General features: G+C 72.3%; 21 protein-coding genes. 15 read left to right on the forward strand and 6 right to left on the reverse strand.

Annotation, left to right across the window (positions count from 1 at the left end; translation table 11 throughout):
* Positions 1-357 precede the first annotated feature (357 nt).
* A complete protein-coding gene (locus AAFN69_RS26585) occupies positions 358-1,161 on the forward strand; it encodes a type II CAAX endopeptidase family protein (protein ID WP_347731322.1) in 804 nt (267 codons plus the stop codon).
* 45 nt (positions 1,162-1,206) lie between these two features.
* Here AAFN69_RS26585 and AAFN69_RS26590 read toward each other — a convergent pair whose 3' ends face one another.
* Entirely contained in the window at positions 1,207-2,028 is an 822-nt protein-coding gene (locus AAFN69_RS26590) for a PhzF family phenazine biosynthesis protein (protein ID WP_347731323.1), read from the reverse strand.
* 789 nt (positions 2,029-2,817) lie between these two features.
* Between AAFN69_RS26590 and AAFN69_RS26595 the strand changes: the two genes are divergently transcribed.
* Together AAFN69_RS26595 and AAFN69_RS26600 are read left to right on the forward strand one after the other, a co-directional pair.
* Positions 2,818-3,678, forward strand: a complete 861-nt coding sequence (locus AAFN69_RS26595; protein ID WP_347731324.1) for a phosphotransferase — start codon at positions 2,818-2,820, stop codon at positions 3,676-3,678.
* Between the two features lie 215 nt (positions 3,679-3,893).
* Entirely contained in the window at positions 3,894-4,517 is a 624-nt protein-coding gene (locus tag AAFN69_RS26600; protein WP_347731325.1) for a PadR family transcriptional regulator, read from the forward strand.
* Positions 4,518-4,824: 307 nt separating this feature from the next.
* Here AAFN69_RS26600 and AAFN69_RS26605 read toward each other — a convergent pair whose 3' ends face one another.
* Entirely contained in the window at positions 4,825-5,037 is a 213-nt protein-coding gene (locus tag AAFN69_RS26605) for a hypothetical protein (RefSeq protein ID WP_347731326.1), read from the reverse strand.
* A 272-nt stretch (positions 5,038-5,309) separates the two neighbouring features.
* On the opposite strand from AAFN69_RS26605, the gene AAFN69_RS26610 reads away from it, so the two are divergent.
* A complete protein-coding gene (locus AAFN69_RS26610; protein WP_347731495.1) occupies positions 5,310-5,822 on the forward strand; it encodes a Clp protease N-terminal domain-containing protein in 513 nt (170 codons plus the stop codon).
* Positions 5,823-5,876: 54 nt separating this feature from the next.
* Here AAFN69_RS26610 and AAFN69_RS26615 read toward each other — a convergent pair whose 3' ends face one another.
* Positions 5,877-6,416 carry a hypothetical protein gene (locus AAFN69_RS26615; RefSeq protein WP_347731327.1) on the reverse strand — a complete coding sequence of 180 codons (540 nt, stop codon included), beginning with the start codon at positions 6,414-6,416 and terminating at the stop codon, positions 5,877-5,879.
* 220 nt (positions 6,417-6,636) lie between these two features.
* Here AAFN69_RS26615 and AAFN69_RS26620 point away from each other — a divergent pair, with 220 nt between their 5' ends.
* A complete protein-coding gene (locus tag AAFN69_RS26620; RefSeq protein ID WP_347731328.1) occupies positions 6,637-7,707 on the forward strand; it encodes a DMT family transporter in 1,071 nt (356 codons plus the stop codon).
* Between the two features lie 216 nt (positions 7,708-7,923).
* Positions 7,924-8,883: a DMT family transporter gene (locus AAFN69_RS26625; protein WP_347731496.1), complete on the forward strand. Its 960-nt coding sequence runs from the start codon at positions 7,924-7,926 to the stop codon at positions 8,881-8,883.
* Positions 8,884-8,934: 51 nt separating this feature from the next.
* On the opposite strand, the gene AAFN69_RS26630 is transcribed toward AAFN69_RS26625, so the two are convergent.
* Positions 8,935-9,606, reverse strand: coding sequence for a pyridoxamine 5'-phosphate oxidase family protein (locus AAFN69_RS26630; RefSeq protein WP_347731329.1), 672 nt, complete (start codon positions 9,604-9,606; stop codon positions 8,935-8,937).
* A 23-nt stretch (positions 9,607-9,629) separates the two neighbouring features.
* Between AAFN69_RS26630 and AAFN69_RS26635 the strand changes: the two genes are divergently transcribed.
* Positions 9,630-10,961, forward strand: a complete 1,332-nt coding sequence (locus AAFN69_RS26635; protein ID WP_347731330.1) for an aminotransferase class I/II-fold pyridoxal phosphate-dependent enzyme — start codon at positions 9,630-9,632, stop codon at positions 10,959-10,961.
* Positions 10,962-11,048: 87 nt separating this feature from the next.
* Here the strand turns inward: AAFN69_RS26635 and AAFN69_RS26640 are convergent, their stop codons facing one another.
* Positions 11,049-12,032, reverse strand: coding sequence for a DMT family transporter (locus tag AAFN69_RS26640; protein ID WP_347731331.1), 984 nt, complete (start codon positions 12,030-12,032; stop codon positions 11,049-11,051).
* 74 nt (positions 12,033-12,106) lie between these two features.
* Here AAFN69_RS26640 and AAFN69_RS26645 point away from each other — a divergent pair, with 74 nt between their 5' ends.
* Complete coding sequence (locus AAFN69_RS26645) at positions 12,107-13,009, forward strand: LysR family transcriptional regulator (RefSeq protein WP_347731332.1); 903 nt, start codon at positions 12,107-12,109, stop codon at positions 13,007-13,009.
* A gap of 284 nt (positions 13,010-13,293) precedes the next feature.
* On the opposite strand, the gene AAFN69_RS26650 is transcribed toward AAFN69_RS26645, so the two are convergent.
* Positions 13,294-13,752 carry a Rieske (2Fe-2S) protein gene (locus AAFN69_RS26650; RefSeq protein ID WP_347731333.1) on the reverse strand — a complete coding sequence of 153 codons (459 nt, stop codon included), beginning with the start codon at positions 13,750-13,752 and terminating at the stop codon, positions 13,294-13,296.
* A 324-nt stretch (positions 13,753-14,076) separates the two neighbouring features.
* Between AAFN69_RS26650 and AAFN69_RS26655 the strand changes: the two genes are divergently transcribed.
* The 7 genes from AAFN69_RS26655 to AAFN69_RS26685 all read left to right on the forward strand — a co-directional run bounded on the left by AAFN69_RS26655 (position 14,077) and on the right by AAFN69_RS26685 (position 20,294).
* Positions 14,077-14,934, forward strand: a complete 858-nt coding sequence (locus tag AAFN69_RS26655; protein WP_347731334.1) for a HipA family kinase — start codon at positions 14,077-14,079, stop codon at positions 14,932-14,934.
* Positions 14,931-15,314, forward strand: a complete 384-nt coding sequence (locus AAFN69_RS26660; protein WP_347731335.1) for a DUF3037 domain-containing protein — start codon at positions 14,931-14,933, stop codon at positions 15,312-15,314. Before AAFN69_RS26655 ends, AAFN69_RS26660 begins: the two co-directional genes overlap by 4 nt.
* Positions 15,315-15,579: 265 nt before the next feature.
* Entirely contained in the window at positions 15,580-16,341 is a 762-nt protein-coding gene (gene fabG, locus AAFN69_RS26665; protein ID WP_347731337.1) for a 3-oxoacyl-ACP reductase FabG, read from the forward strand.
* Positions 16,342-16,358: 17 nt separating this feature from the next.
* A complete protein-coding gene (locus tag AAFN69_RS26670; RefSeq protein WP_347731338.1) occupies positions 16,359-17,129 on the forward strand; it encodes an SDR family oxidoreductase in 771 nt (256 codons plus the stop codon).
* A gap of 120 nt (positions 17,130-17,249) precedes the next feature.
* Positions 17,250-18,830, forward strand: coding sequence for an ABC transporter substrate-binding protein (locus tag AAFN69_RS26675; protein ID WP_347731339.1), 1,581 nt, complete (start codon positions 17,250-17,252; stop codon positions 18,828-18,830).
* A 108-nt stretch (positions 18,831-18,938) separates the two neighbouring features.
* Complete coding sequence (locus tag AAFN69_RS26680; protein ID WP_347731340.1) at positions 18,939-19,622, forward strand: uracil-DNA glycosylase; 684 nt, start codon at positions 18,939-18,941, stop codon at positions 19,620-19,622.
* A 192-nt stretch (positions 19,623-19,814) separates the two neighbouring features.
* A complete protein-coding gene (locus AAFN69_RS26685; protein ID WP_347731341.1) occupies positions 19,815-20,294 on the forward strand; it encodes a hypothetical protein in 480 nt (159 codons plus the stop codon).
* Positions 20,295-20,418: the final 124 nt, after the last annotated feature.

Here is a 20,418-nt window from a genome sequence, read left to right on the forward strand (position 1 = left end):
GTGTGGAACTGCGTGTCGCGTGGGGCGGGCTGTCGGGTTCGGCGGGCGGCGGGACACCGTCGCTGTGCCGCGTGCGCACCGTGTCCGCGGCGTCGTCTCCGCCGCGGGGCGGCTGTTGCGGAGGGGGCGGGGCGGGCGCCGCGGCGCGCCTCCGCCGGACCCGCTGCCCGCCGCGCGGCCGTCATGGGGCAAGCTGTGACGACCCGTGCGGTGACGGCCCCCGCGGAGCCCGCGCAGGGTGAGCCGCGGCCGGTGGGCCGGCATCGGTGAACCGGGATCGCGGACCAGCGGGTGCCGCGTCCGGCTCAGGCGACGGGAGGAACCGGGGTCCGCGGGACCACTCGACTGGAGGCTTGTGTGCAGACGGAGGCGGGCCGCGTGGCCGAATCTCTGACCCCGGAGAGTGAGCCGCGAAGGATTCTGCGGTCCGAGATGCTGCTGGTGCTCGCCCTCTCGCTGGGGGCGAGTGCGGTATCGGCCCTGATCAGCTTTGTCGGTTCGGTGACCAAGCCCGGTGGGCTCAAGGAACAGGCCGCGACGCTGAACGGGTCGTACGCACCCGGCCGGCCCTGGCTCGATCTCGCCTGGCAGCTCTTCGGAATCACCACGGCACTGGTGCCGGTGCTGCTCGTCGCCCATCTGCTCACCCGAGAGGGCGCGGGCGGGCTGCGCGCGATGGGTTTCGACCGCGAGAGGCCCTGGTCCGATCTGGGGCGGGGCACCCTGATCGCGGCCGGTATCGGGAGCGCCGGGCTCGCCTTCTATCTGGCCGCGCGGGCCACCGGCTTCAATCTGACGGTGGTGCCCGAATCCCTGCCCGAGGTCTGGTGGAAATTCCCGGTACTGATCCTGTCTGCGATCCAGAACTCCGTCGTGGAGGAGGTGATCGTGGTCGGCTATCTGCTCCGCAGACTCGACCAGCTCGGCTGGTCACCCATGGCGGCGCTGGCCGCGAGCTCGCTGCTGCGCGGCTCGTACCACCTCTACCAGGGCATCGGCGGCTTCATCGGCAACATGGTCATGGGCGTGGTCTTCGTCCTCCTCTACCGGCGCTGGGGGCGGATCGGGCCGCTGGTGGTGGCGCATGCGCTGCTCGACATCGTGGCCTTCGCCGGCTACGCCCTGCTGGCCGGAAAGGTCGGCTGGCTGCCCACGGCGTGACGCCGGATTCACGGACGCTCCCGGGGCGGGCCCGCCCGCCCCGGGTCAGGGGGTGGCCAGCAGCTCCCCGTCGATGACGGTGACCGCCCGGCCCGTCAGCAGGGTGCGGTCGCCGCGCACCTCGGTACGGATCACTCCGGAGCGGCTGGACACCTGGAGCCCGGTGAGCTCGGTACGGCCGAGGCGGGCGGACCAGAAGGGCGCGAGAGAGGTGTGGGCGCGCCCGGTCACCGGGTCCTCGTCGATGCCGACACGGGGGAAGAAGCAACGCGAGACGAAGTCATGGCCCCGCGCGGGGTCCTCGGCCGCCGCGGTGACGAGAACGCCCTGGACGGAGTGCTCGTACAGACCCCGGATGTCCGGGGTCAGCCCGCGCACGGTCCGCTCGTCCGCGACCTCGGCGATGAGATCCCCGATGACCGGACCCGTGTCGTGCAGGGAGATCACCTCGGCGCCCAGCGCCTCGGCCAGCTCCCGGGAGACCTCGACGGGCCGGGACGGCACGGCGGGGAAGTCGAGAGTGATCGTGCCGTCCTCATTGCCGGCCGCGCCGAGGATGCCGGAGACGCCGGAGAACCGGACGGGGCCGTCCCAGGCGCCGGTGGTCCGCAGGACATGGGCCGTGGCCAGGGTGGCGTGACCGCACATGTCGACCTCGACGGTGGGGGTGAACCAGCGCAGGGCCCAGTCGGCCCCGCCGCCGGCCGGAAGACGGTGGGCGAACGCGGTCTCGGAGAGATTGACCTCGGCGGCGACCTGTTGCAGCCATGCGTCGCCGGGGAAGGAGCCGCCCTCCAGGAGGACGACTCCGGCGGGGTTGCCGGCGAAGGGCCGGTCGGCGAACGCGTCGACGATTCGAATACGCATACGACGACGGTAGTCATGTGCGAACCGGGCGGCCAAGGCCAATCGCACCGAACTGGCCTGGAATGAGACGCCGGTGACGAGCCCGGGCGGGCGGCTCGGCGGCTCTTCGCGTGGTGCCGGATCCGGTCCACCGAGAGGCCGCTCAGAGCTCCGGACCCCTGATCGCGGCGGCGGCGGACCGGGCCGCTCGCCCCGGGCGCGGTGGATCACGCGCAGTACGCGGCGTACTCGGCGGACCGCTCCGCGGGCGGGAATCCGTCGTCGCCCGCCTCCTTACGGATGAGCAGGCGCCGCGGGGCCGGCCGGCGCTCGTCCGAATCGCGCGATGCGAGTACGCCTTGGTCGCCTCCGGGCCGGCGCCGCAGCGGAGCCGGATGTCGATGGAGCGGCCGGCGTCCCACCCGGCCGCTTCGGCGCGCCGGATGAGCGGGACGTCATCGAGCGCGCCGGCATGGGAGCAACCGGACGCGGCAGAGCTTCATCGGAAGCGTGTCGCCGAGCCCCCGGCTCGCGCGTTCGAGCCGCGTCCGCTCGATCAGCGGCCCGCGCGTCCCGCCGGGACCGTGCTCATCGGGATACGGGCCGTGCCGCGGCGGCCACGTGTCCTCGTCGTCCACCGCTCGCTCCCCGGCACTCGTTCGGCAGTCCGCGGACCGGAGCCCACGGGGGCGGATTCCCGGCGCCGCGCACCCCGTCGCGATTCCGAAAATGCATGGCGATCCGCCACGGGTCGCGAGAAGGATGACCGGGGTGTCCAGCAGATGTGTCCCGGCTCGGACGAGGGTGGAGATGACCGACATCACGCGCGCGATCTCGGCTGCGACGGCGGTCGCCGCATCGCTCGGCCTGCCGGCCGACGGCGCGATCGTTCTCCACAGCTCGAACAGGCTGGCGCTGCGGCTGACCCCGTGTGACGTCCTGGCCCGGGTCGCCCCGGCGGGGCACGGTGCCGCGCGGTTCGAGGTCGAGCTCGCTCGGCGGCTCGCCCGGGCCGGATGCCCGACGGGCCTTCTGGAACCGCGCGTGGCCCCCCGTGTGTACACGCGCGACGGCTTCACGGTGACGCTGTGGACCTACTACGAGACCGTGGCACCGCACAGCTCACCGGCCGGCCGCGCCAAGGCGCTGGAGCGGCTGCATGCCGGCATGCGCGAGGTCGATGTGCCCTGCCCGCGGTTCACGGACCGCATCGCCGAGGCGGAAGAAGTCGTCGCCGACCCGGATCGCTCGCCGGAGCTCGCCGCGGAGGACCGCGCCTTCCTCGCCGGCGTGCTGGGAAGCCTGCGCCGGTCGATCGAGGACCGCGGCGCCCCGGAGCAACTGCTCCACGGCGAACCGCATCCGGGCAATGTCCTCGGCACGGAGCACGGCCCGTTGTTCATCGATCTCGAGACATGCTGCCGCGGACCCGTCGAGTTCGATCTCGCCCATGTCGCCGAGGCGGTCGCCGAACACTATCCGGACGTCGATCAAGGACTGTTGGACGAGTGCCGGCAGCTCGTTCTGGCGATGGTCGCCGCCTGGCGCTGGGAGGGGCGCGACCGGCTTCCGGACGGGAGGCGATTCGGGGTGGAGTGCCTGCGCTCACTGCGGGCGGGGCCTCCTTGGCCGGCACTCGACACGGTCACCGGGCGACTGGACGCCCGGTAGGAAACGCCGAGGGCCGCGCGGCCCGATTGCCGCCGCCCGGCGAGGCCCGGCAGGCGCTCCGGCCGCGTGTCCAACCGCCGGCCGGACAGGGCGCCGGTCGCCTCTGTCGTCGTTGAGGCAGGTCAAGCCACTCCCGCCCCGAGGCATTGCTCTGCGAGCTATTCCGATATATCGTTGACGTATCGCGACAGATCAACGATGAAAGGAGCGCGGCGATGCGTTCATCCGGATACGAGCATGAGCACGGCGGCCACTGCGGGCCCGGACATCAGGGTCGGGGTGGATTCGAGGGGCGCCGGGGTGCCTTCGGGCAGTTCGGGCCGCCCTTCGGCGGCGGACCCTTCGGGCCCGGTGGGCCCTTCGGCGGCGGGCGCGGGCGGGGTGGCGGCAGGGGAAGGGCGCGGCGCGGTGATGTGCGCGCGTCGATCCTGGCGCTCCTCAAGGACCGCCCGATGCACGGGTACGAAATGATCCAGGAGATCGCCGAGCGCAGCGGCGGAGCCTGGAAGCCCAGTCCGGGCTCGGTCTACCCCACCCTTCAGATGCTGGAGGACGAGGGGCTGATCGTCAGCGCGAGCGAGGGCGGCAAGAAGCTGTTCACGCTCACCGACGCCGGGCGCACCGAGGCCGGCGAGGGGCCGGACGCCCCCTGGGAAGAGGCCGGGCGCGGAGTCGACTGGGAGACGGTCAATGAGATCCGCCAGGCCGGCTGGGGGCTCATGGAAGCCTTCGGGCAGGTCTGGAAGACCGGCAGCAGCGAGCAGCGGACCAAGGCGGTCGAGGTCATCAACGAGGCGCGCAAGAAGCTCTATCTGATTCTCGCCGACGACGATCGCTGAGCGCCGGCCGGTGTGACCGCCGGCCGATGGGCCGGTGCTCCGGGGGTCCGTGCGACGGCACGGGCCCCCGTTCGTGCGCGCGCTCGGCCGGTCGGGCCGTCCGGCTTCCGCGGTGACTCCTCCGGGGCGGCCGGAACGCTCTGGGGGAAACCGGGGCGGGTGGCGTTTCGCCGGCCGTGGGTGGAGAGGTCGGTCACACCGGGCCCGGATCCTCGCGATACGGGCCACGGCGCCGACTTCGGGCCCGCGGCCACCCCTCGATGCCGGGTCACGGCGTCCCGGGACGTGGCCGTACCGGGGTGAACAGTCAGTGCTGATGAATGGTCAGATGTTCCCGGCCGGCCGGGATGTGCCGGATCTCGGCCAGGTCGAAGCTGTCGGACGCGCGCGGATGCGGTCCCTCGTCGTGGCAGTGGAAGGCGGACCAGAAGACATCGCCGAGGAGCGCGCCCGCCGGTGCGTGCACCCGGTAGGCGTACCTCCGTCCGTCGGTGGCGAGCAGAGTGACCATCCAGGACATGCCGGAAGGGACGCCTCCGGTGGCGGATCGGTTGCCCTGCGGGTGAGGGCGCGTATCTGTGAGCGGGTGTGTTCGGGGGCGCGGAGGGGTGTGCGCGGCGATGCGTGCGCCCCTTGGGGGAAAGTTCCTCCGATCTCATCCGCAAGGAGGAGAAAAAGACCTGGTTGCCCAACTTCGGTGGGATGCGGATATGCGACCGGGCGGGGACGCTTTCTCCGGACTCACCTGGTGGAGTGGGATATGTGCCGATCCATCATCCGGGGCAGCCGCGGCTGCCCGCCGCTGTCCGTGCCGATGCCGACACCGGCCTCACCGATGAGCTGTCCTCGGTGGTCGCGGGCGCGCGGCGCAGAGCGCTGCGCGACGGGGACCGGCAGTTGGACACCGCTCATCTGCTCCACTCGCTCATCGAGGCCGACCCCGAGGTACGGGCCGCGCTCGGGGAGGGTGCGCGCGTCGCGCGGGTGCTCGGCTATCTCGTACAGCGTTCCATCGGATACGGGCTGCGCTGGCAGGGTTCGGTGGAGGATTCCGGGGCCCTGCCGGCGGCCCGTGCCCTCGGCGCGCGGGCCGGTCCGGGCGCGGGGGCGCCGGGCTGGTCGCCGTCCGCCGCCGCCGCGATGGAGGGTGCGCGCGCCCGTGCCCGTGCCCGCGGCGAGGGCCGGGCGGCGGGTGTCGATCTGCTCGCCCGCCTCGCGATGGATCCCGGCTGCCGCGCGGTGGAGGTGCTGCGGCGCGCGGGAGTGGACACCGGGCAGCTCGGCGGCCGGATGGAGGTCGGCTGACCGGCCCCGGCGCGGCAGCGGCGCGGCCCTCTCCGTACCCGCGTCCCCGTGGGCTCAGTCGAGCCCGGCGGCCCGCCGGAGCGTCGCCCGGCCGCCGGCGGTGATCAGGCCCTCCGGCAGCATCGCCACCGCGCGCGCGTGGTCCGCGAACACGGCCCGGCACCCCTCGCGCTCGGGGTGATCGCTGTCGCTGCCGAGCCACAGGACCGCGATCTCGTCGTCGCCCCCGACCGGTTCGGCGGACTCGGCGAACTCGACCAGGCAGTCCAGCAGCCCGGATCTCCCGGGGAGCCGCTCGTCGCCCGCGAGACGGAGCAGAAAGGGCAGGACTTCCGGCACGGCCGCGTTCATCTCCGTGACGCTGTCGAACAGGGAGTTGACGAGGACGCGCTGGGCCTCGGACGCGGCGGTCCGATCCGCGAGAGCGCGCAGGATCACCGGGATCGCGGCGGGGCATCCGGGAAAGGCCGGCCAGCGGACGTTCTCACACCCGTGGAGGGCGGGATGTCCGGCGCCGGCATCGGCTGCCCGCGGGTACGCGCCGGTGAACCGCGCGATCGCCGCGTCCTTGGCGGCCCGATCCGTAGCGCACACCCGCATGCCCCCTCGCTCCGGTCGCCGGGAGCCCGGAGCTCCGCGCCCGTCGCACTCTGGCGCGACCGCGGTTCCGCGCGCAAGCCGAAGCGGTGAGGCGAAGCGGTGAGGCGGGATGTGTGTGCGCACGCCACCGGCACCGGCCCAAGTCCGCCGATCATGAGAATTGACATGCGTGAAAGGGTCGACGCTCCTGACTGCTCACTGTCATGATGTGCCGATGCAAGCTGCTCAGGGGAGAAGCGCCGGCCTGGGGATCGCCCTGGTCTCCGCGCTCGCGTTCGGTGGTTCAGGGGTCGCGGCCAAGCCGCTGATCGAGGCGGGACTCGACCCGCTCCATGTGGTGTGGCTGCGCGCGGCCGGTGCCGCGCTCTTCATGCTGCCCCTGGCATGGCGTCACCGGGATCTGGTGCGGCGCAAACCCGCCCTGCTCCTCGGCTTCGGGCTGCTCGCCGTCGCGGGTGTTCAGGCCTTCTACTTCGCCTCCATCTCCCGGATACCCGTCGGCGTCGCCCTGCTCGTCGAATACCTCGGCCCCGCGCTGGTCCTCGGCTGGATCCGGTTCGTGCAGCGCCGGCCGGTCACCCGGGCCGCCGCCGCCGGTGTCGTGCTCGCCGTCGGCGGGCTGGCCTGTGTGGTGGAGGTCTGGGCGGGGCTGAGCTTCGACATCCTCGGGCTGCTGCTCGCCCTGGGCGCGGCCTGCTGCCAGGCGTGCTACTTCATCCTCTCCGACCACGGCGGGGACAGCGAGGACCGCGCCGACCCGCTGGGTGTCATCGCGTACGGACTCCTCATCGGCGCCGCCGTGCTGACCGTGATCGCCCGGCCGTGGGGCATGGATTTCGGTCTGCTCGCCACCTCGGTCGAGATGGGCGGCACCGAGGTGGCGGCCTGGCTGCTGCTGGCCTGGGTGGTGCTGATCGCCACCGTGCTCGCCTACATCACCGGCGTCGTCTCGGTGCGCAGGCTCTCCCCGCAGGTGGCCGGGGTGGTGGCCTGTCTGGAGGCGGTCATCGCCACGGTGCTGGCCTGGGTGCTGCTGCGGGAGCATCTGTCGCTGCCGCAGATCGCCGGCGGGGCGCTGGTCCTGGCCGGTGCCTTCATCGCCCAGTCACGGCCGCCGGCTGCGGCGAAGCCCGCGGCCGTCCCGGTGGCCTCGGGCGGGCCGGTGATCGCCGTGCTGCCGCCCGCCGGACCGGCCGCCCCGGGCGGCGACGGCCCCACCGCGGCACCCGCGGGCTCCACCACCGCTCCCGAGGCGGAGTTGTCGGCGGATCGCACCGCGACCTAGGGTGACGCCATGCATGCGACTGTGCTTCCGCCTCCCGCCGTCTAGCGCGGGCGGCTCGCCGTTGACGAAGACCGGGCCCGGGGCTGTGCCCCCCGGGCGGTCCGTCGCTGCCCGCGTGACGGAGCAGACCGACTGTCCAGCCCGCTCTTCACCCGGAGACATCGCGTGCCGCATCGTTCCTCCCTGCCCGCCGCGGATTCCGCTTCCGCCGCCGCCCTGCCCGTTGTTCCCGCCCCGGATCCGGTGGCGCGGGGCCTGCTCCGTCTGATCGTCGCCGGGATCGCCTGGGGCACCGCGGGTGCCGCCGCCTCGCTGGTCTTCCGGATCAGCGATCTCGGCGCGCTCTCCCTCTCCTTCTGGCGCTGCGCCGGAGGGCTGCTGCTGCTCCTGGGAGCGCTCGCGGTACGGGTCCGGCGCGCCCGGACCCGTACCGCGGGGCGGGCCGGCGCCGCCGCCACCGCGGAGTCCCCGCGCCGCGGGCTGATCCGGATCCTGGGCACCGGGATCGGCCTGACCGTCTTCCAGAGCGCGTACTTCGCGGCCGTCGAGGCGACCGGCCTCGCGGTGGCCACGGTGGTGACCCTGGGCGCGGGCCCCGTCCTCATCGCCATCGGCGCGCTGCTCACCCTGGGGGAGCGGCTGGGGAGGGGCGGTGCCGCGGCCGTCGCCGGAGCCCTCGGCGGGCTGATGATCCTGGTCCTGGGCGGCGAGGGCGGCACGGTGCGCACCCCCGGGGTGCTGCTCGCGCTGCTCGCCGCCGCCGGTTACGCCGCGATCACCCTGCTCGCGCGCGGCTCGGCCCGGGCCGGTGTCACCGCCGACCCGCTCGTCACCACCGCGTGGGCCTTCGCCATCGGCGCGCTGGGACTGCTGCCGATGGCGCTCGCGGAGGGGCTGCTCCCGCACACCGATCAGCCGGTGCGGGTGATCTCGCTGCTGGTGTACGTGGCGGCGGTGCCGACGGCGCTGGCGTATGTCCTCTACTTCACGGGCGCGGCGGTGGTGCGCGCCGCGACCGTCTCGGTGGTCATGCTCCTGGAGCCGGTCAGCGCCGCGCTGATCGCGGTGACACTCCTCGGCGAGCGGCTGACCGCCGCCACGGTGCTCGGCACATCGGTGCTGCTCGCGGCCGTGGCGGGGCTGGCCCGGTCGGAGACGCGGAGGCCGCGCGTCTGAGACGGCGGCGCCGGGCCCTCACCAGGGCCCGGCGCCGTCCTCCCGTACCGGTCAGAGCGCGTGCACATACTCCGGCACCGCGATCGACGGCGCGAGATCGGGCGCCGGGACCGGGGTGCCGTACGAGGTCAGCAGCGGTACGACGCCGGTCCAGTACGGCAGGTCCAGATCCTCCGGCTCGTCGCTCGGCAGGCCGGTGCGGATCTTCGCCGAGACCTCCACGAGGTCGAGACGGAGCACCGCCGTGGCCGCCAGCTCGCGGGTGTTCGCCGGGCGGGAGTCCTTGGCCCGGCCCGGCACCACCGCCTCCACCAGCGCGTCGAGCGCGGCCGACTTCTCCTCGGGATCCCTCACCTGACGGGCGGTTCCGTGCATCATCACCGAGCGATAGTTGATCGAGTGGTGGAAGGCGGAGCGCGCCAGGACCAGCCCGTCGACATGGGTCACCGTCAGACAGACGTCCAGCCCCGGGGCTTCGGGCCCGGCGGTCATCCGGTACGGGCGGGAGCCGGTCGAGCCGTGGAGGTACACCCGGTCGCCGACCCTGGCGTAGAGCGTCGGCAGGACCACCGGAGCGCCGTCCCGGACAAAGCCGAGGTGGCACAGGTACGCCGCGTCGAGAATCGCATGCACCCGCGCGCGGTCATAGGAGGCGCGTTCCCGGGAACGGGTGGGGACGGTGCGTTCGGTCGGCTCGTAGGCGTCCGGCATTGCGCTCTCCATTGCACTAGTGCATACTTGTCTTTGTGCTAGGAGAGTATCGGATCATGGGGCGGCGCGCATCGGAGATCGCCGACAGTGTCGAACGCGGTGTCGGCACGGGTGAATTGGAGCCGGGACAGCTGCTGCCGCCCATGCGCGAGCTGGCGGAGCTGCTCGGCGTCAATCCGAACACCGTCGCCGCCGCCTACCGCACCCTGCGCGAGCGCGGGGTGATCGAGACCGCGGGGCGCCGGGGCAGCCGGGTCCGCGCCGCGCCCGCCAGCACCCCCCGGGGGTCCATCCGGGTCGAGGCGCCGCCCGGCGTACGGGATGTCAGCGCCGGTAATCCCGACCCCGCGCTGCTGCCCCCGCTCCATGAGGCCCTCGCCGCCGCGGCCGTCGCCAATGAGCTGCGGCCGGGGCTGTACGGACAGGAGCCGGTCGACGAGGAGTTCGGCCGGCTCGCCCGTGCCGCGCTCGACGCGGACGGTGTTCCCGGCGGTCCGGTCGCCGTCACCTCCGGTTCGCTGGACGCGATGGAACGGGTGCTCACCGCGCGGCTGCGGCCCGGTGACGCGGTCGCCGTCGAGGATCCGGGCTGGAGCGGGCTGCTGGACCTCGTACCGGCGCTCGGGCTGAAACCCGTTCCCGTACGGGTCGACGACGACGGTCCGCTCGACGGCGATGTGGAGGAGGCGCTCGCCGCCGGGGCGCGGGCGCTCGTCGTCACCAGTCGGGCGCAGAATCCGACCGGCGCGGTGATCGGCGCGGAGCGGGCGGCCCGGCTGCGGGCCGTGCTCGCCCGGTTCCCGCAGACCCTCCTCATCGAGGACGACCACGGCCACGGCATCGTGGAACAGCCCCTGCACTCCCTCGCCGGGACCACCGACAGCTGGGCCTTCGTCCGCTCGGCGGCCAAGGCGTACACCCCCGACCTCCGGGTCGCGCTGCTCACCGGCGACCCGGTCACCGTCGACCGTCTCACCGGGCGCCAGCGGCTCGGCCCCGGCTGGGTCAGCAGAATCCTCCAGCGGGCCGTCGTCCGGCTGTGGACCTCGGAGACCGTCGACCTCGCCGCCGTGGCGCGGTCGTACGGGGAGCGCCGCGACGCCCTCGTCCTGGCCCTCGCCGAGCGGGGGGTGGCGGCCCGCGGGCGGAGCGGGATGAATGTCTGGGTGCCGGTGCCCGACGAGACCGGTGCGGTGATGCGGATGCTCCAGGCCGGCTGGGCGGTCGCCCCGGGCGCGCGCTACCGGGTGGCCACCCCGCCCGGGATGCGGATCACCGTCTCCGGCCTGGCGATGGGCGATGTCGGGCCGATCGCGGACGCGGTGGCGGCGGCGGCCGGACCGGCCCCCGCCCGCAGCTACGGCTGAGCGTCCGGATCCGTCCGCCGTCGCGGAGCCCGGGGGCGCGCCGGCGGTACGGGCGGGGTGTACGGGGACCTGCGGCCGGGCGATCCGCTACGGCCGGGCTCCCGTCGCCGGCCGGGAAACCGGCTCCGCCTCGCCCTGCGCGACGATCCTCGGGGGTTCGGTGCGCGACCGCGCCCGGCTCTGCGCCAGCGCCGCCCCCGCCAGCACGATCAGCGCGCCCACCGGGGTGTTCCAGTTGAGCTCCTCGCCCAGCACCGCGACGCCCGCCGCCGTGGCGATGACCGGGATGAAGTACGTGACCATCGTGGCCGTCGTGGGCCCCACCTCCGCCACCAGCCCGTACTGGATCAGCAGCGCCAGCCCCGTGCCCAGCGCGCCGAGCGCGACCACCGCGAGCAGCGGCACGGCCGGGAAGGAGGCCGGCAGGGTGGTGAAGAGCGGGGTCACCAGGGCCAGCTGGACCGTGGCGAGCAGCAGTTGCGCGCCGGTCAGCGAGAGATTCGACTCCTTCGCCCCCGCCAGCGTGCGCCGCACGTAGATCCAGCCGATCGGATAGAAGAGCGCGGCCAGCAGAGCCATCGCCGTACCGCGGACATCGATGCCGTTGAAGCCCTGCCACGCGCCGAGCACCGTCAGCACCCCCAGGAATCCGAGGCCGAGGCCCGCGACCCTGCGCCGGGTCGGCCGGTCCTCGGAGAGCGCCACCATCGCCAGCGCCATGCCCCACAGCGGCGAGGTGGCGTTGCAGATGCCCGAGAGGGTGGACGGGATCAGCGGCCCGGCATAGGCGAAGAGCGAGAACGGTATGGCGTTGAGCAGCAGCGCCGCCACCGACAGATGCAGCCAGGTACGGGCTCCGCGCGGCAGCCGCTCCCGGCGCACCAGCAGGGCGACGGCCAGTACCGCCGTACCGAAGAACAGCCTGCCGAAGGTCACTTGAAAGGGCGCGAACCCGTCCGTGCCCACCTTGATGAGCAGAAAGCTGAAACCCCACACAAGGGAGAGGATCGCGAAGCGAATCCGCCAGTCGATCAGGGAGCGGCGGGGCGACGGCAGGGGAGCGGTGGTCATGGTGCTCAGCTTCACCCCCCTGATCTATTAGCACAAGTGAGACTTTGTTGTGAGCATCGATTAGCATCGCTTATATGTTGAATCTGGAGCGCCTGCGGACCCTGGACGCCCTCGCCCGGCACGGCTCGGTGAGCGGCGCGGCCGACGGGCTGCATGTCACCACTTCCGCCGTCTCCCAGCAGATGGCCAAGCTGGAGCGGGAGGTCGGCCAGCAACTGCTCGCGCGGTACGGGCGCGGGGTGCGGCTCACCGACGCCGGGCGGCTGCTGGCCGATCACGCGGCCCGGATCCTCTCCCAGGTGGAGCTCGCCCAGTCCGCCATCGAGGCACAGCGCGGACAGGTCGTCGGAGAGGTCCGGCTCGGGGCCTTCCCGACCGCCGCCCGCGGCCTCTTCCCGGCGGCCTTCGGCACGCTCCGCGCCGCCCATCCCGATCTGCGGGTGCGCTGCCGCGAGCTGGAGCCTGAGCAGGGGATCGAGGCGGTCATCCGCGGGGATCTCGATCTCGCCGTGGTGCTCGACTGGAGCAACAAACGGCTGCCGGTGCCCGGCGGACTCGCCCAGGCCCATCTCCTGGACGACGCCCCCGACGTCGCGATGCCCGCGGACCATCCGCTGGCCGGCCGCGCGGAGGCGGATCTGGCGGAGTTCGCGGAGGACGACTGGGTCTCCTGGCCGGAGGGCGAATTCTGTTACGAGTGGCTGATGTTCACCCTGCGCTCGCGGGGGATCGAGCCGAGGATCGCCCATCTGGCGGCCGAGCACCACACCCAGCTCGCGCTGATCGCCGCCGGCCTCGGGGTCTGTGTGACCCCGAGGCTCGGCCGGGGCCCGGTGCCGGAGGGGGTGGCGCTGGTGCCCGTACGGCCGCACATGCGGCGTCATGTGTACGCGGTGTGGCGCACCGACGCGGACCGGCGGCCCTCGATCCGGGCCGCGGTGGAGGCGCTGCGCGAGGCGGCCGGCTCCCCGGCGTAGCACCGCTCATGTGCCCGCGCCGCCCCGCCCGCCCCGCTCGGCGGGTGAGTCCGCGCGAGTCCCGGGAGGTGACGGTCTCCGGGGCCGGAACCGGGGACTGCCGCGATCCCGGCTGCGGCAGCCGCTGCTCACCGGGGTCTCGGCCCATGCCGCGATCCCCGGCGCCGTCCCCGGCGCGGTCGGCCTCGGATACGGCAACGGCGGCCGGGATGCCGTCGCGGGGGCGCCCGCGACGGTCCGTCACACACACACGCCCGGCGGTGGGGTACGGCACGGCCGGCCCGCTACCGGACGAGCCTGATCGAGTCGCCCTCGACCGTGATCGCGGCGGGCGGCAGGGGCGCGCTCGCGGGGCCGCCCGTCACGCTGCCGTCGTCGGCGTCGAAGGTGCTGTTGTGGCAGGGACAGGTGATGACATTGCCGGCGACGCCCCGGACCGCGCACCCCTGATGGGTGCACTTGGCGGAGAACGCCTTGAACCGGCCCGCCGCCGGCTGGGTGATCACCACATCCCCCACCACCTTGCCGCCGCCCTCGGGTATGTCCGCCACCTTGGCGATCTCCGCCCCGCCTCCTTCGTCTCCCCGGTCTCCCCGGTCGCCGTCGGCCGGCCCGCTGCCCGCCACCCGGTCGCCCGGCGTGCCGCCGCAGGCGGTGAGGGCGGCGGCCAGGCCCGCTCCTCCCGCCGCGGCCACGACTGCCCGGCGTCCGACGGCGAGGGACGCTTTCCGCGCTCCGGTCATGTGGTCGCTCCTTCTGTGCACGGTCCCGGCCGGCCCCGAGAGGCCGGAAGTACTCGAAGGTTGTTACGGACCGGAGCGGGAGAGGGTTCAGATTCTCAAGGATTCAAGGAAATTCTCAGGAAGGCGGCCGGGGGAACGGGTGCCGCGCGCGTTCCGCCATTGGTCTGGACAAGTGGCTTCCCGTCCCGCCTTCCGGCTCGCCTCGCGTCGTGCCTTCTCCCGCCCTCTGCCCGCTCTCTGCCCGCTCTCCATCCGTTTTCGGCCCGCCCGGAGCAGCGCTTTCATCCGCCCGCGCGGCCCGGCCCGGCGGATAATGTGGGAGCCATGCTCACTGAAGTCACGGCGACCCGCTACGTCACGCCCCTGCGTGAGGGCGGCTCGCTCCCGGGCATCGTCGAGGCCGACGATCTCGGTACCTATGTCATGAAATTCACCGGTGCGGGGCAGGGGCGGAAGACCCTGGTCGCCGAGGTCATCTGCGGCCGGCTCGGACTGCTGCTCGGACTGCGGGTGCCCGAACTGGTCTCCATCCAGCTCGATCCGGTGATCGGACTCGGTGAGCCGGATCAGGAAGTGCAGGAGCTGCTCAAGGCGAGCGGCGGGCTCAACCTCGGCATGGATTTCCTCCCCGGGTCGATCGGATTCGATCCGCTCGCCTATGAGGTGGACCCGGCCGAGGCGGGCCGGATCGTCTGGTTCGACGCCCTGATCAACAATGTCGACCGCTCCTGGCGGAACCCCAACATGCTGGTGTGGCACGGCGATCCCTGGCTCATCGACCACGGCGCCACCATGATCTGGCACCACAACTGGCCCGGGGCGGCGGCCTCCGCCGCCAAGTCGTACGACGCCTCCGATCATGTGCTCGCCCGCTTCCGGCCCGATGTCGCGGCGGCGGCGGCGGAGCTCGCGCCGCTGGTCACCGAGGAGCTGCTGACCGGTGTGGCCGCCGACGTACCCGATGAGTGGCTGGCGGGCGAGCCCGGCTTCGACAGCACGGACGCGGTGCGCCGGGCCTATGTGGAGGCGCTGCTGCCGCGCGCGGCGTCCATCCACACCCGGATCATCCTGGGGGAGCCCGGCGGACCCAGGCCCTCCAGGGCGCCCGGGTGGCTCACCGGCCGGCCGGACCGTCCCGCGGTTCGGGGAAACATCGCAGATGAAAAGGGTGCGAACGCATGAGCGAGCGCGAGGTCTTCGAGTACGCGCTGCTGCGGGTGGTGCCCCGGGTCGAGCGCGGTGAGTGCTTCAACGCCGGAGTGGTGGTCTACAGCCGGGCGCGGTCGTTCGTCGGGGCGCGGACCCTGCTGGACGAGAACAAGCTGAGGGTGCTGGATCCGGCGGCCGACACCGCCGGCGTACGGGCGGCGCTGCATGCGGTCGAACAGGTCTGCCGGGGCGGCGCGGAGGCCGGGCAGGCGTCCGGGGACGACGCGGGGCGCCGGTTCCGCTGGCTGATCGCACCCCGCTCGACCGTGGTCCAGCCGGGGCCGGTGCACACCGGGCTGACCGCGGACCCGCTCGCGGAGGTGGAGCGGCTGCTCGATCTGCTGGTGCGCTGAGGCGTGCCGATCGGAGCCCGGGCCGGACCTCTCCGGCCCGGGCTCCGCTGTCGGCGCGCCCGGTGACGGGCGGGGCGGAGCGGGCCGCCGGCGGGCGAGCGGCCCGTCTGCCGGGCGGGGGGCGCGACCCGGCGCACCCGGCGGGCCGTTGACACCGGGTGCCAGGGCTTCTAGCGTCTCGTCTGCCGAAGGTACTAAGCGGTCGCTCATCCGTTGGTGGCAGTCCGGCCGGGATGAACCGCACTCAAGGGCGAGGAGAACCAGCATGTCCACCACCGAGCAGCGCGTTGCCATCGTGACCGGCGCGGCACGCGGCATTGGCGCCGAGACCGCCGTGCGGCTCGCGGCCGAGGGCCGCGCCGTCGCCGTACTCGACCTCGACGAGGCGGCCTGCGAGGACACCGTGGAGCGGATCACCGCGGCCGGCGGCACCGCCCTCGCGGTCGGCTGCGACGTCTCCGAAAGCGACCGGGTGGAGGCCGCCGTGGCACGGGTGGCCGCCGAGCTCGGCCCCCCGGTGATCCTGGTGAACAACGCGGGTGTGCTCCGCGACAATCTGCTCTTCAAGATGAGCGAGTCCGACTGGGACACGGTCGTGAATGTGCACCTCAAGGGCGCTTTCCTGATGGCCAGGGCCTGCCAGAAGTACATGGTGGACGCCGGATTCGGGCGGATCGTCTCGCTCTCCTCGTCCTCCGCGCTCGGCAACCGGGGCCAGGCCAACTACGCCGCCGTCAAGGCCGGACTCCAGGGTTTCACCAAGACCCTCGCCAAGGAACTCGGCAAATTCGGCGTCACCGCCAACGCGGTCGCGCCCGGCTTCATCGTCACCGAGATGACGGCGCAGACCGCCGCCCGGGTCGGCATGGGCTTCGAGGACTTCCAGGCCGCGGCGGCGACCCAGATCCCCGTACAGCGCGTCGGCAGGCCCGAGGACGTCGCGAACGCGATCGCCTTCTTCGCCGGGGAGGGCGCGGGCTTTGTCTCCGGACAGGTGCTGTACGTGGCCGGCGGACCGCTCAACTGAAGCGGGGGGCGGGCGACATGAACCACGCGACGGCGGAACGGCCCGACAGCGGAAAGGTCGCGCTGATCACCGGTGCGAGCCGGGGAATCGGCTACGCGATCGCCGAGGCGCTGATCGCGCGGGGCGACCGGGTGTGCATCACGGGGCGGGGCGAGGCCGCGCTCGGCGAGGCGGTGGCGAGACTCGGCCCGGACCGCGCCGTCGCCGTCGCCGGCCGGGCCCATGACGAGGCCCATCAGGCGGCGGCGGTGGAACACGCCATGGAGACCTTCGGCCGCGTCGACTTCCTGGTGAACAACGCCGGCACGAACCCGGTCCGGGGGCCGCTGGCCGAACTGGATCTCCAGGTGGCCCGGAAGGTGTACGAGACGAATGTGATCTCGGCGCTCGGCTTCGCCCAGCAGACCTACCGGGCCTGGCAGAAGGAGAACGGCGGTGCGATGGTGAACATTGCCTCCGTCGCGGGGCTCGCTCCTTCGCCGTTCATCGGCGCATACGGAATGAGCAAGGCCGCCATGGTCAATCTGACCGTCCAGTTGGCCCATGAATTCGCTCCCCGAGTGCGAGTCAACGCGATCGCACCGGCAGTGGTCAAGACCAAATTCGCGGAGGCGCTGTACGAAGGCAGGGAGGCGGAGGCCGCGGCGGCGTACCCGCTGGCCCGGCTCGGAATGCCAAAGGACATCGGCGGTGCCGCCGCGTTTCTCACCTCGGATCAGTCGGATTGGATCACGGGGCAGACTCTCGTCGTCGATGGGGGTATCTTCCTCAACGCCGGAGTGCACTGACACGGACGTCGAAATCCACTGCTCGCATGAGCCATCAGTGCCCTGCCGGACCTTCAGGTTGACCCGGCAGGGCACTGCGGTATGGTCTGCCAACTCATGGTTTGAACGAGGAGCGTGCACGTGTTCCACCGAACCAGTCTGCGGGCCGCCGCCACGCTGACATCCATATCCCTGCTGTCGGGGTGCAGTCTGTTCTCCGACTCGGAAGCGGATGGCAACGGGAAGCTTTCCGTCGGCACCACCAGTGAGCCGACGACACTGGACCCGGCTGCCGCATGGGACGGTTCATGGGAGCTGTATCGGAATGTCTTCCAGACGCTGTTGAGTTTTCCCACGGGGAGTACCACCCCGAAGCCCGACGCGGCCCGCGCCTGCCGCTTCGTGGACAGCGCCAGCAAGGTCTTCGAGTGTGAACTCAAGCCCGGTCTGGTGTTCTCCAACGGGGAGGCGCTCGATGCCCGTGCGGTCAAGCACTCCATCGACCGGATCCGCAACATCGCCGTGAAGGGCGGCCCCAATGGGCTGCTGAACTCCCTCGGCAGTGTGGAGCTGGTGGGCGAACTCAAAGTGAAGTTCCACCTCAAGGCGTCCGACGCGACCTTCCCGTTCATCCTCGCGACGCCGGCCACCTCCCTCGTACCGCCCGGGGAGTACCCGGCCAACAAACTCCGCGAGGGCAACGAGCTCACCGGCTCGGGGCCGTATGTGCTGAAGTCCTACCGCAAGCGCGACAGATCCGAACTGGTCAGGAACGACAAGTACACGGGTTTCGCGAAGCGCAAGAACGCTGCCGTAACGATTCGGTATTTCCCCGATTCCAGTTCACTGGCGCGGGCGCTGAAGAAGAAGGACATCGACGCCACTTATCGCGGCCTCAGTGCCACGGACATCGTCGAGCTTCAGCAGAAGCGGGCGGACAGCGAACACATCCGCATCATCGAGACGGTCGGCATGGACGTCCGCTATCTGGTCTTCAACCCCAAGGACCCGAAGGCGGGCAAGCCCGCGGTGCGCCGGGCGGTCGCGCATCTCGTGGACCGGGACGCGCTGGTCTCCAAGGTCCACCACGGGACGGCGGAGCCGCTGTACTCCATGGTTCCGAAGGGCATCACCGGGCACACCACCGAATTCTTCGACCGCTACGGAGACCCGGACACCGCCAAGGCGAAGAGGGTCCTCGACAACGCGAACATCGAGACCCCGGTGAAGCTGGACTTCTGGTACCCCACCGACCGGTACGGATCGGCGGGCGGGGCGGAGTTCCGCGAACTCAAGCGCCAGCTGGAGGCCTCCGGGCTCTTCCGGATCACCGTGCAGGGCAAGTCGGACGCGGAATTCCAGGAGGGGTTCAAGAACGGAGACTTCCCGGTCTTCGGCTGGGGCTGGTTCCCCGACTTCCCCGACCCGGACAACTTCATCGCCCCGTTCGTCGGGCCGAACAACGCGCTCGCCATCCCCTATGACAGCCCCGAGATCACCAAGGACCTGCTGCCCGCGTCCCGCGCGGAGAGCGACCGCGGGGCTGTCGCGAAGGACTTCGAGCGGGCCCAGGAGATCATGGCCGAGGACGTCCTGATGCTGCCGCTGTCACAGGGCAAGATGTACGTCGCGGCCAACGACGACGTCGGCGGCGCCGAGCGCACCTTCGACCCGCAGACGATCATGCAGATGTGGGAGCTGTACCGGAAGGCCAGCTGGTAGCGGGATCCCTCGGGGTCCCGCGGGGTCCTGGAGGCGTTCGGCGGCCATTGTCAGTGGCTCCGGGTAGGTTCTGTGTCGGTAACTGATCACATTCCGGAGGTTCTTGACGTGACCGACACCGACATGCTGCCCGAGTCCTGGCGCGGCGTCCTCGGCGAGGAACTGGCACAGCCCTATTTCAAGGAGCTGACCGAGTTCGTCGAGGAGGAGCGGGCCAAGGGGCCGGTCTACCCGCCGCGCGAGGAGGTCTTCGCCGCCCTCGACGCCACGCCGTACGACCGGGTCAAGGTCCTCATCCTCGGCCAGGACCCCTACCACGGCGAGGGCCAGGGCCACGGGCTCTGCTTCTCGGTGCGGCCCGGCGTCAGGACCCCGCCGTCGCTGCGCAACATCTACAAGGAGATGCAGGCCGAGCTCGGCCTTCCCATCCCCGACAACGGCTATCTGATGCCCTGGGCGGAGCAGGGTGTCCTGCTGCTCAACGCGGTGCTGACGGTCCGGGCGGGCGAGGCCAATTCCCACAAGGGCAAGGGATGGGAGAAGGTCACCGACGCCGTCATCAGGGCGGTGGCCTCCCGGCCCGACCCGGCCGTCTTCGTGCTCTGGGGGAATTACGCGCAGAAGAAGCTGCCGCTGATCGACGAGTCCCGGCATGTGGTGGTGAAGGGGGCCCACCCCTCGCCGCTCTCGGCGAAGAAGTTCTTCGGCTCGCAGCCCTTCACGCAGATCAATGAGGCGGTCGCGGCCCAGGGGCACGAGCCGATCGACTGGCGCATTCCCGACCTGGGCTGACGCCCGCGCGGCGGCCGGGAGCGGCTCACCCGCCCCCGGCGCCGATGCGACAGGCTCGGGCAATTGCCCGAGCCTGTGCCGGTTTGGCGGTGAGGGCGGCTAGCGTCGTACCGCGCGTGGGCTTCCATGGCGGGCGGGCGTCCGCACGGCCCGGACCCCGCGTCATTCGCCGTACGGACGTGGGAGGCCGCAGTGACGGAGCAGCAGGAAGCGGCGGAGGACACCGTCATGACCCGGATCGGGCAGGCGCTGATGCTGCTTCACGGCGGGGACCGCGAAGAGGCGCGGAATCGGTTCGGCGCGCTCTGGGCGGAGATCGGGGAGACGGGCGAGGCGTTCCACCGCTGCACCCTCGCCCACTACATGGCCGACACCCAGGACGACCCCGGTGACGAGCTCGCCTGGGATCTGCGGGCGCTCGCCGCCGCGGAGGGTCCGGACGGCGGGCGGGGGACCGGCGCCGGGACATCGCCCGCGGTACGCGCGTTCTCCCCCTCGCTCCATCTCAGCCTGGCCGCCGACTATCTCAAGCTGCACCGCCCGGAGCCCGCCCGGATCCATCTCGACCGGGCCCGGGCGGCGATGGACTCCCTGGGTGAGGACGGCCGGGGCGACGGGATGCGCACGGCGGCGGCGCGGCTGGAGAGGCTGGAGCGGGCGCTGGGCGAGTGACCCCGAGCCCTCGTCCCGGAGTCCTCGCGCCATGGCGGCCCGCCGCCGGTCCCGCACGAGTCCGGTCCCGTAAGCGTCCGTGCGCGTACGAGTCCGGTCCCGTACCCCTTCGCCCGCGCCCGTC

The organism is Streptomyces sp. CAU 1734 (assembly GCF_039888735.1).
GTDB lineage: Bacteria > Actinomycetota > Actinomycetes > Streptomycetales > Streptomycetaceae > Streptomyces.

Bases quoted from the DNA above. Each gene is read 5' to 3' on its own strand.
- AAFN69_RS26590 (WP_347731323.1), bottom strand. From the start codon at position 2,028: ATGCGTATTCGAATCGTCGACGCGTTCGCCGACCGGCCCTTCGCCGGC.
- AAFN69_RS26595 (WP_347731324.1), top strand. From the start codon at position 2,818: ATGACCGACATCACGCGCGCGATCTCGGCTGCGACGGCGGTCGCCGCA.
- AAFN69_RS26600 (WP_347731325.1), top strand. From the start codon at position 3,894: ATGCGTTCATCCGGATACGAGCATGAGCACGGCGGCCACTGCGGGCCC.
- AAFN69_RS26605 (WP_347731326.1), bottom strand. From the start codon at position 5,037: ATGTCCTGGATGGTCACTCTGCTCGCCACCGACGGACGGAGGTACGCC.
- AAFN69_RS26620 (WP_347731328.1), top strand. From the start codon at position 6,637: ATGCAAGCTGCTCAGGGGAGAAGCGCCGGCCTGGGGATCGCCCTGGTC.
- AAFN69_RS26630 (WP_347731329.1), bottom strand. From the start codon at position 9,606: ATGGAGAGCGCAATGCCGGACGCCTACGAGCCGACCGAACGCACCGTC.
- AAFN69_RS26640 (WP_347731331.1), bottom strand. From the start codon at position 12,032: ATGACCACCGCTCCCCTGCCGTCGCCCCGCCGCTCCCTGATCGACTGG.
- AAFN69_RS26645 (WP_347731332.1), top strand. From the start codon at position 12,107: ATGTTGAATCTGGAGCGCCTGCGGACCCTGGACGCCCTCGCCCGGCAC.
- AAFN69_RS26650 (WP_347731333.1), bottom strand. From the start codon at position 13,752: ATGACCGGAGCGCGGAAAGCGTCCCTCGCCGTCGGACGCCGGGCAGTC.
- AAFN69_RS26655 (WP_347731334.1), top strand. From the start codon at position 14,077: ATGCTCACTGAAGTCACGGCGACCCGCTACGTCACGCCCCTGCGTGAG.
- AAFN69_RS26660 (WP_347731335.1), top strand. From the start codon at position 14,931: ATGAGCGAGCGCGAGGTCTTCGAGTACGCGCTGCTGCGGGTGGTGCCC.
- fabG (WP_347731337.1), top strand. From the start codon at position 15,580: ATGTCCACCACCGAGCAGCGCGTTGCCATCGTGACCGGCGCGGCACGC.
- AAFN69_RS26670 (WP_347731338.1), top strand. From the start codon at position 16,359: ATGAACCACGCGACGGCGGAACGGCCCGACAGCGGAAAGGTCGCGCTG.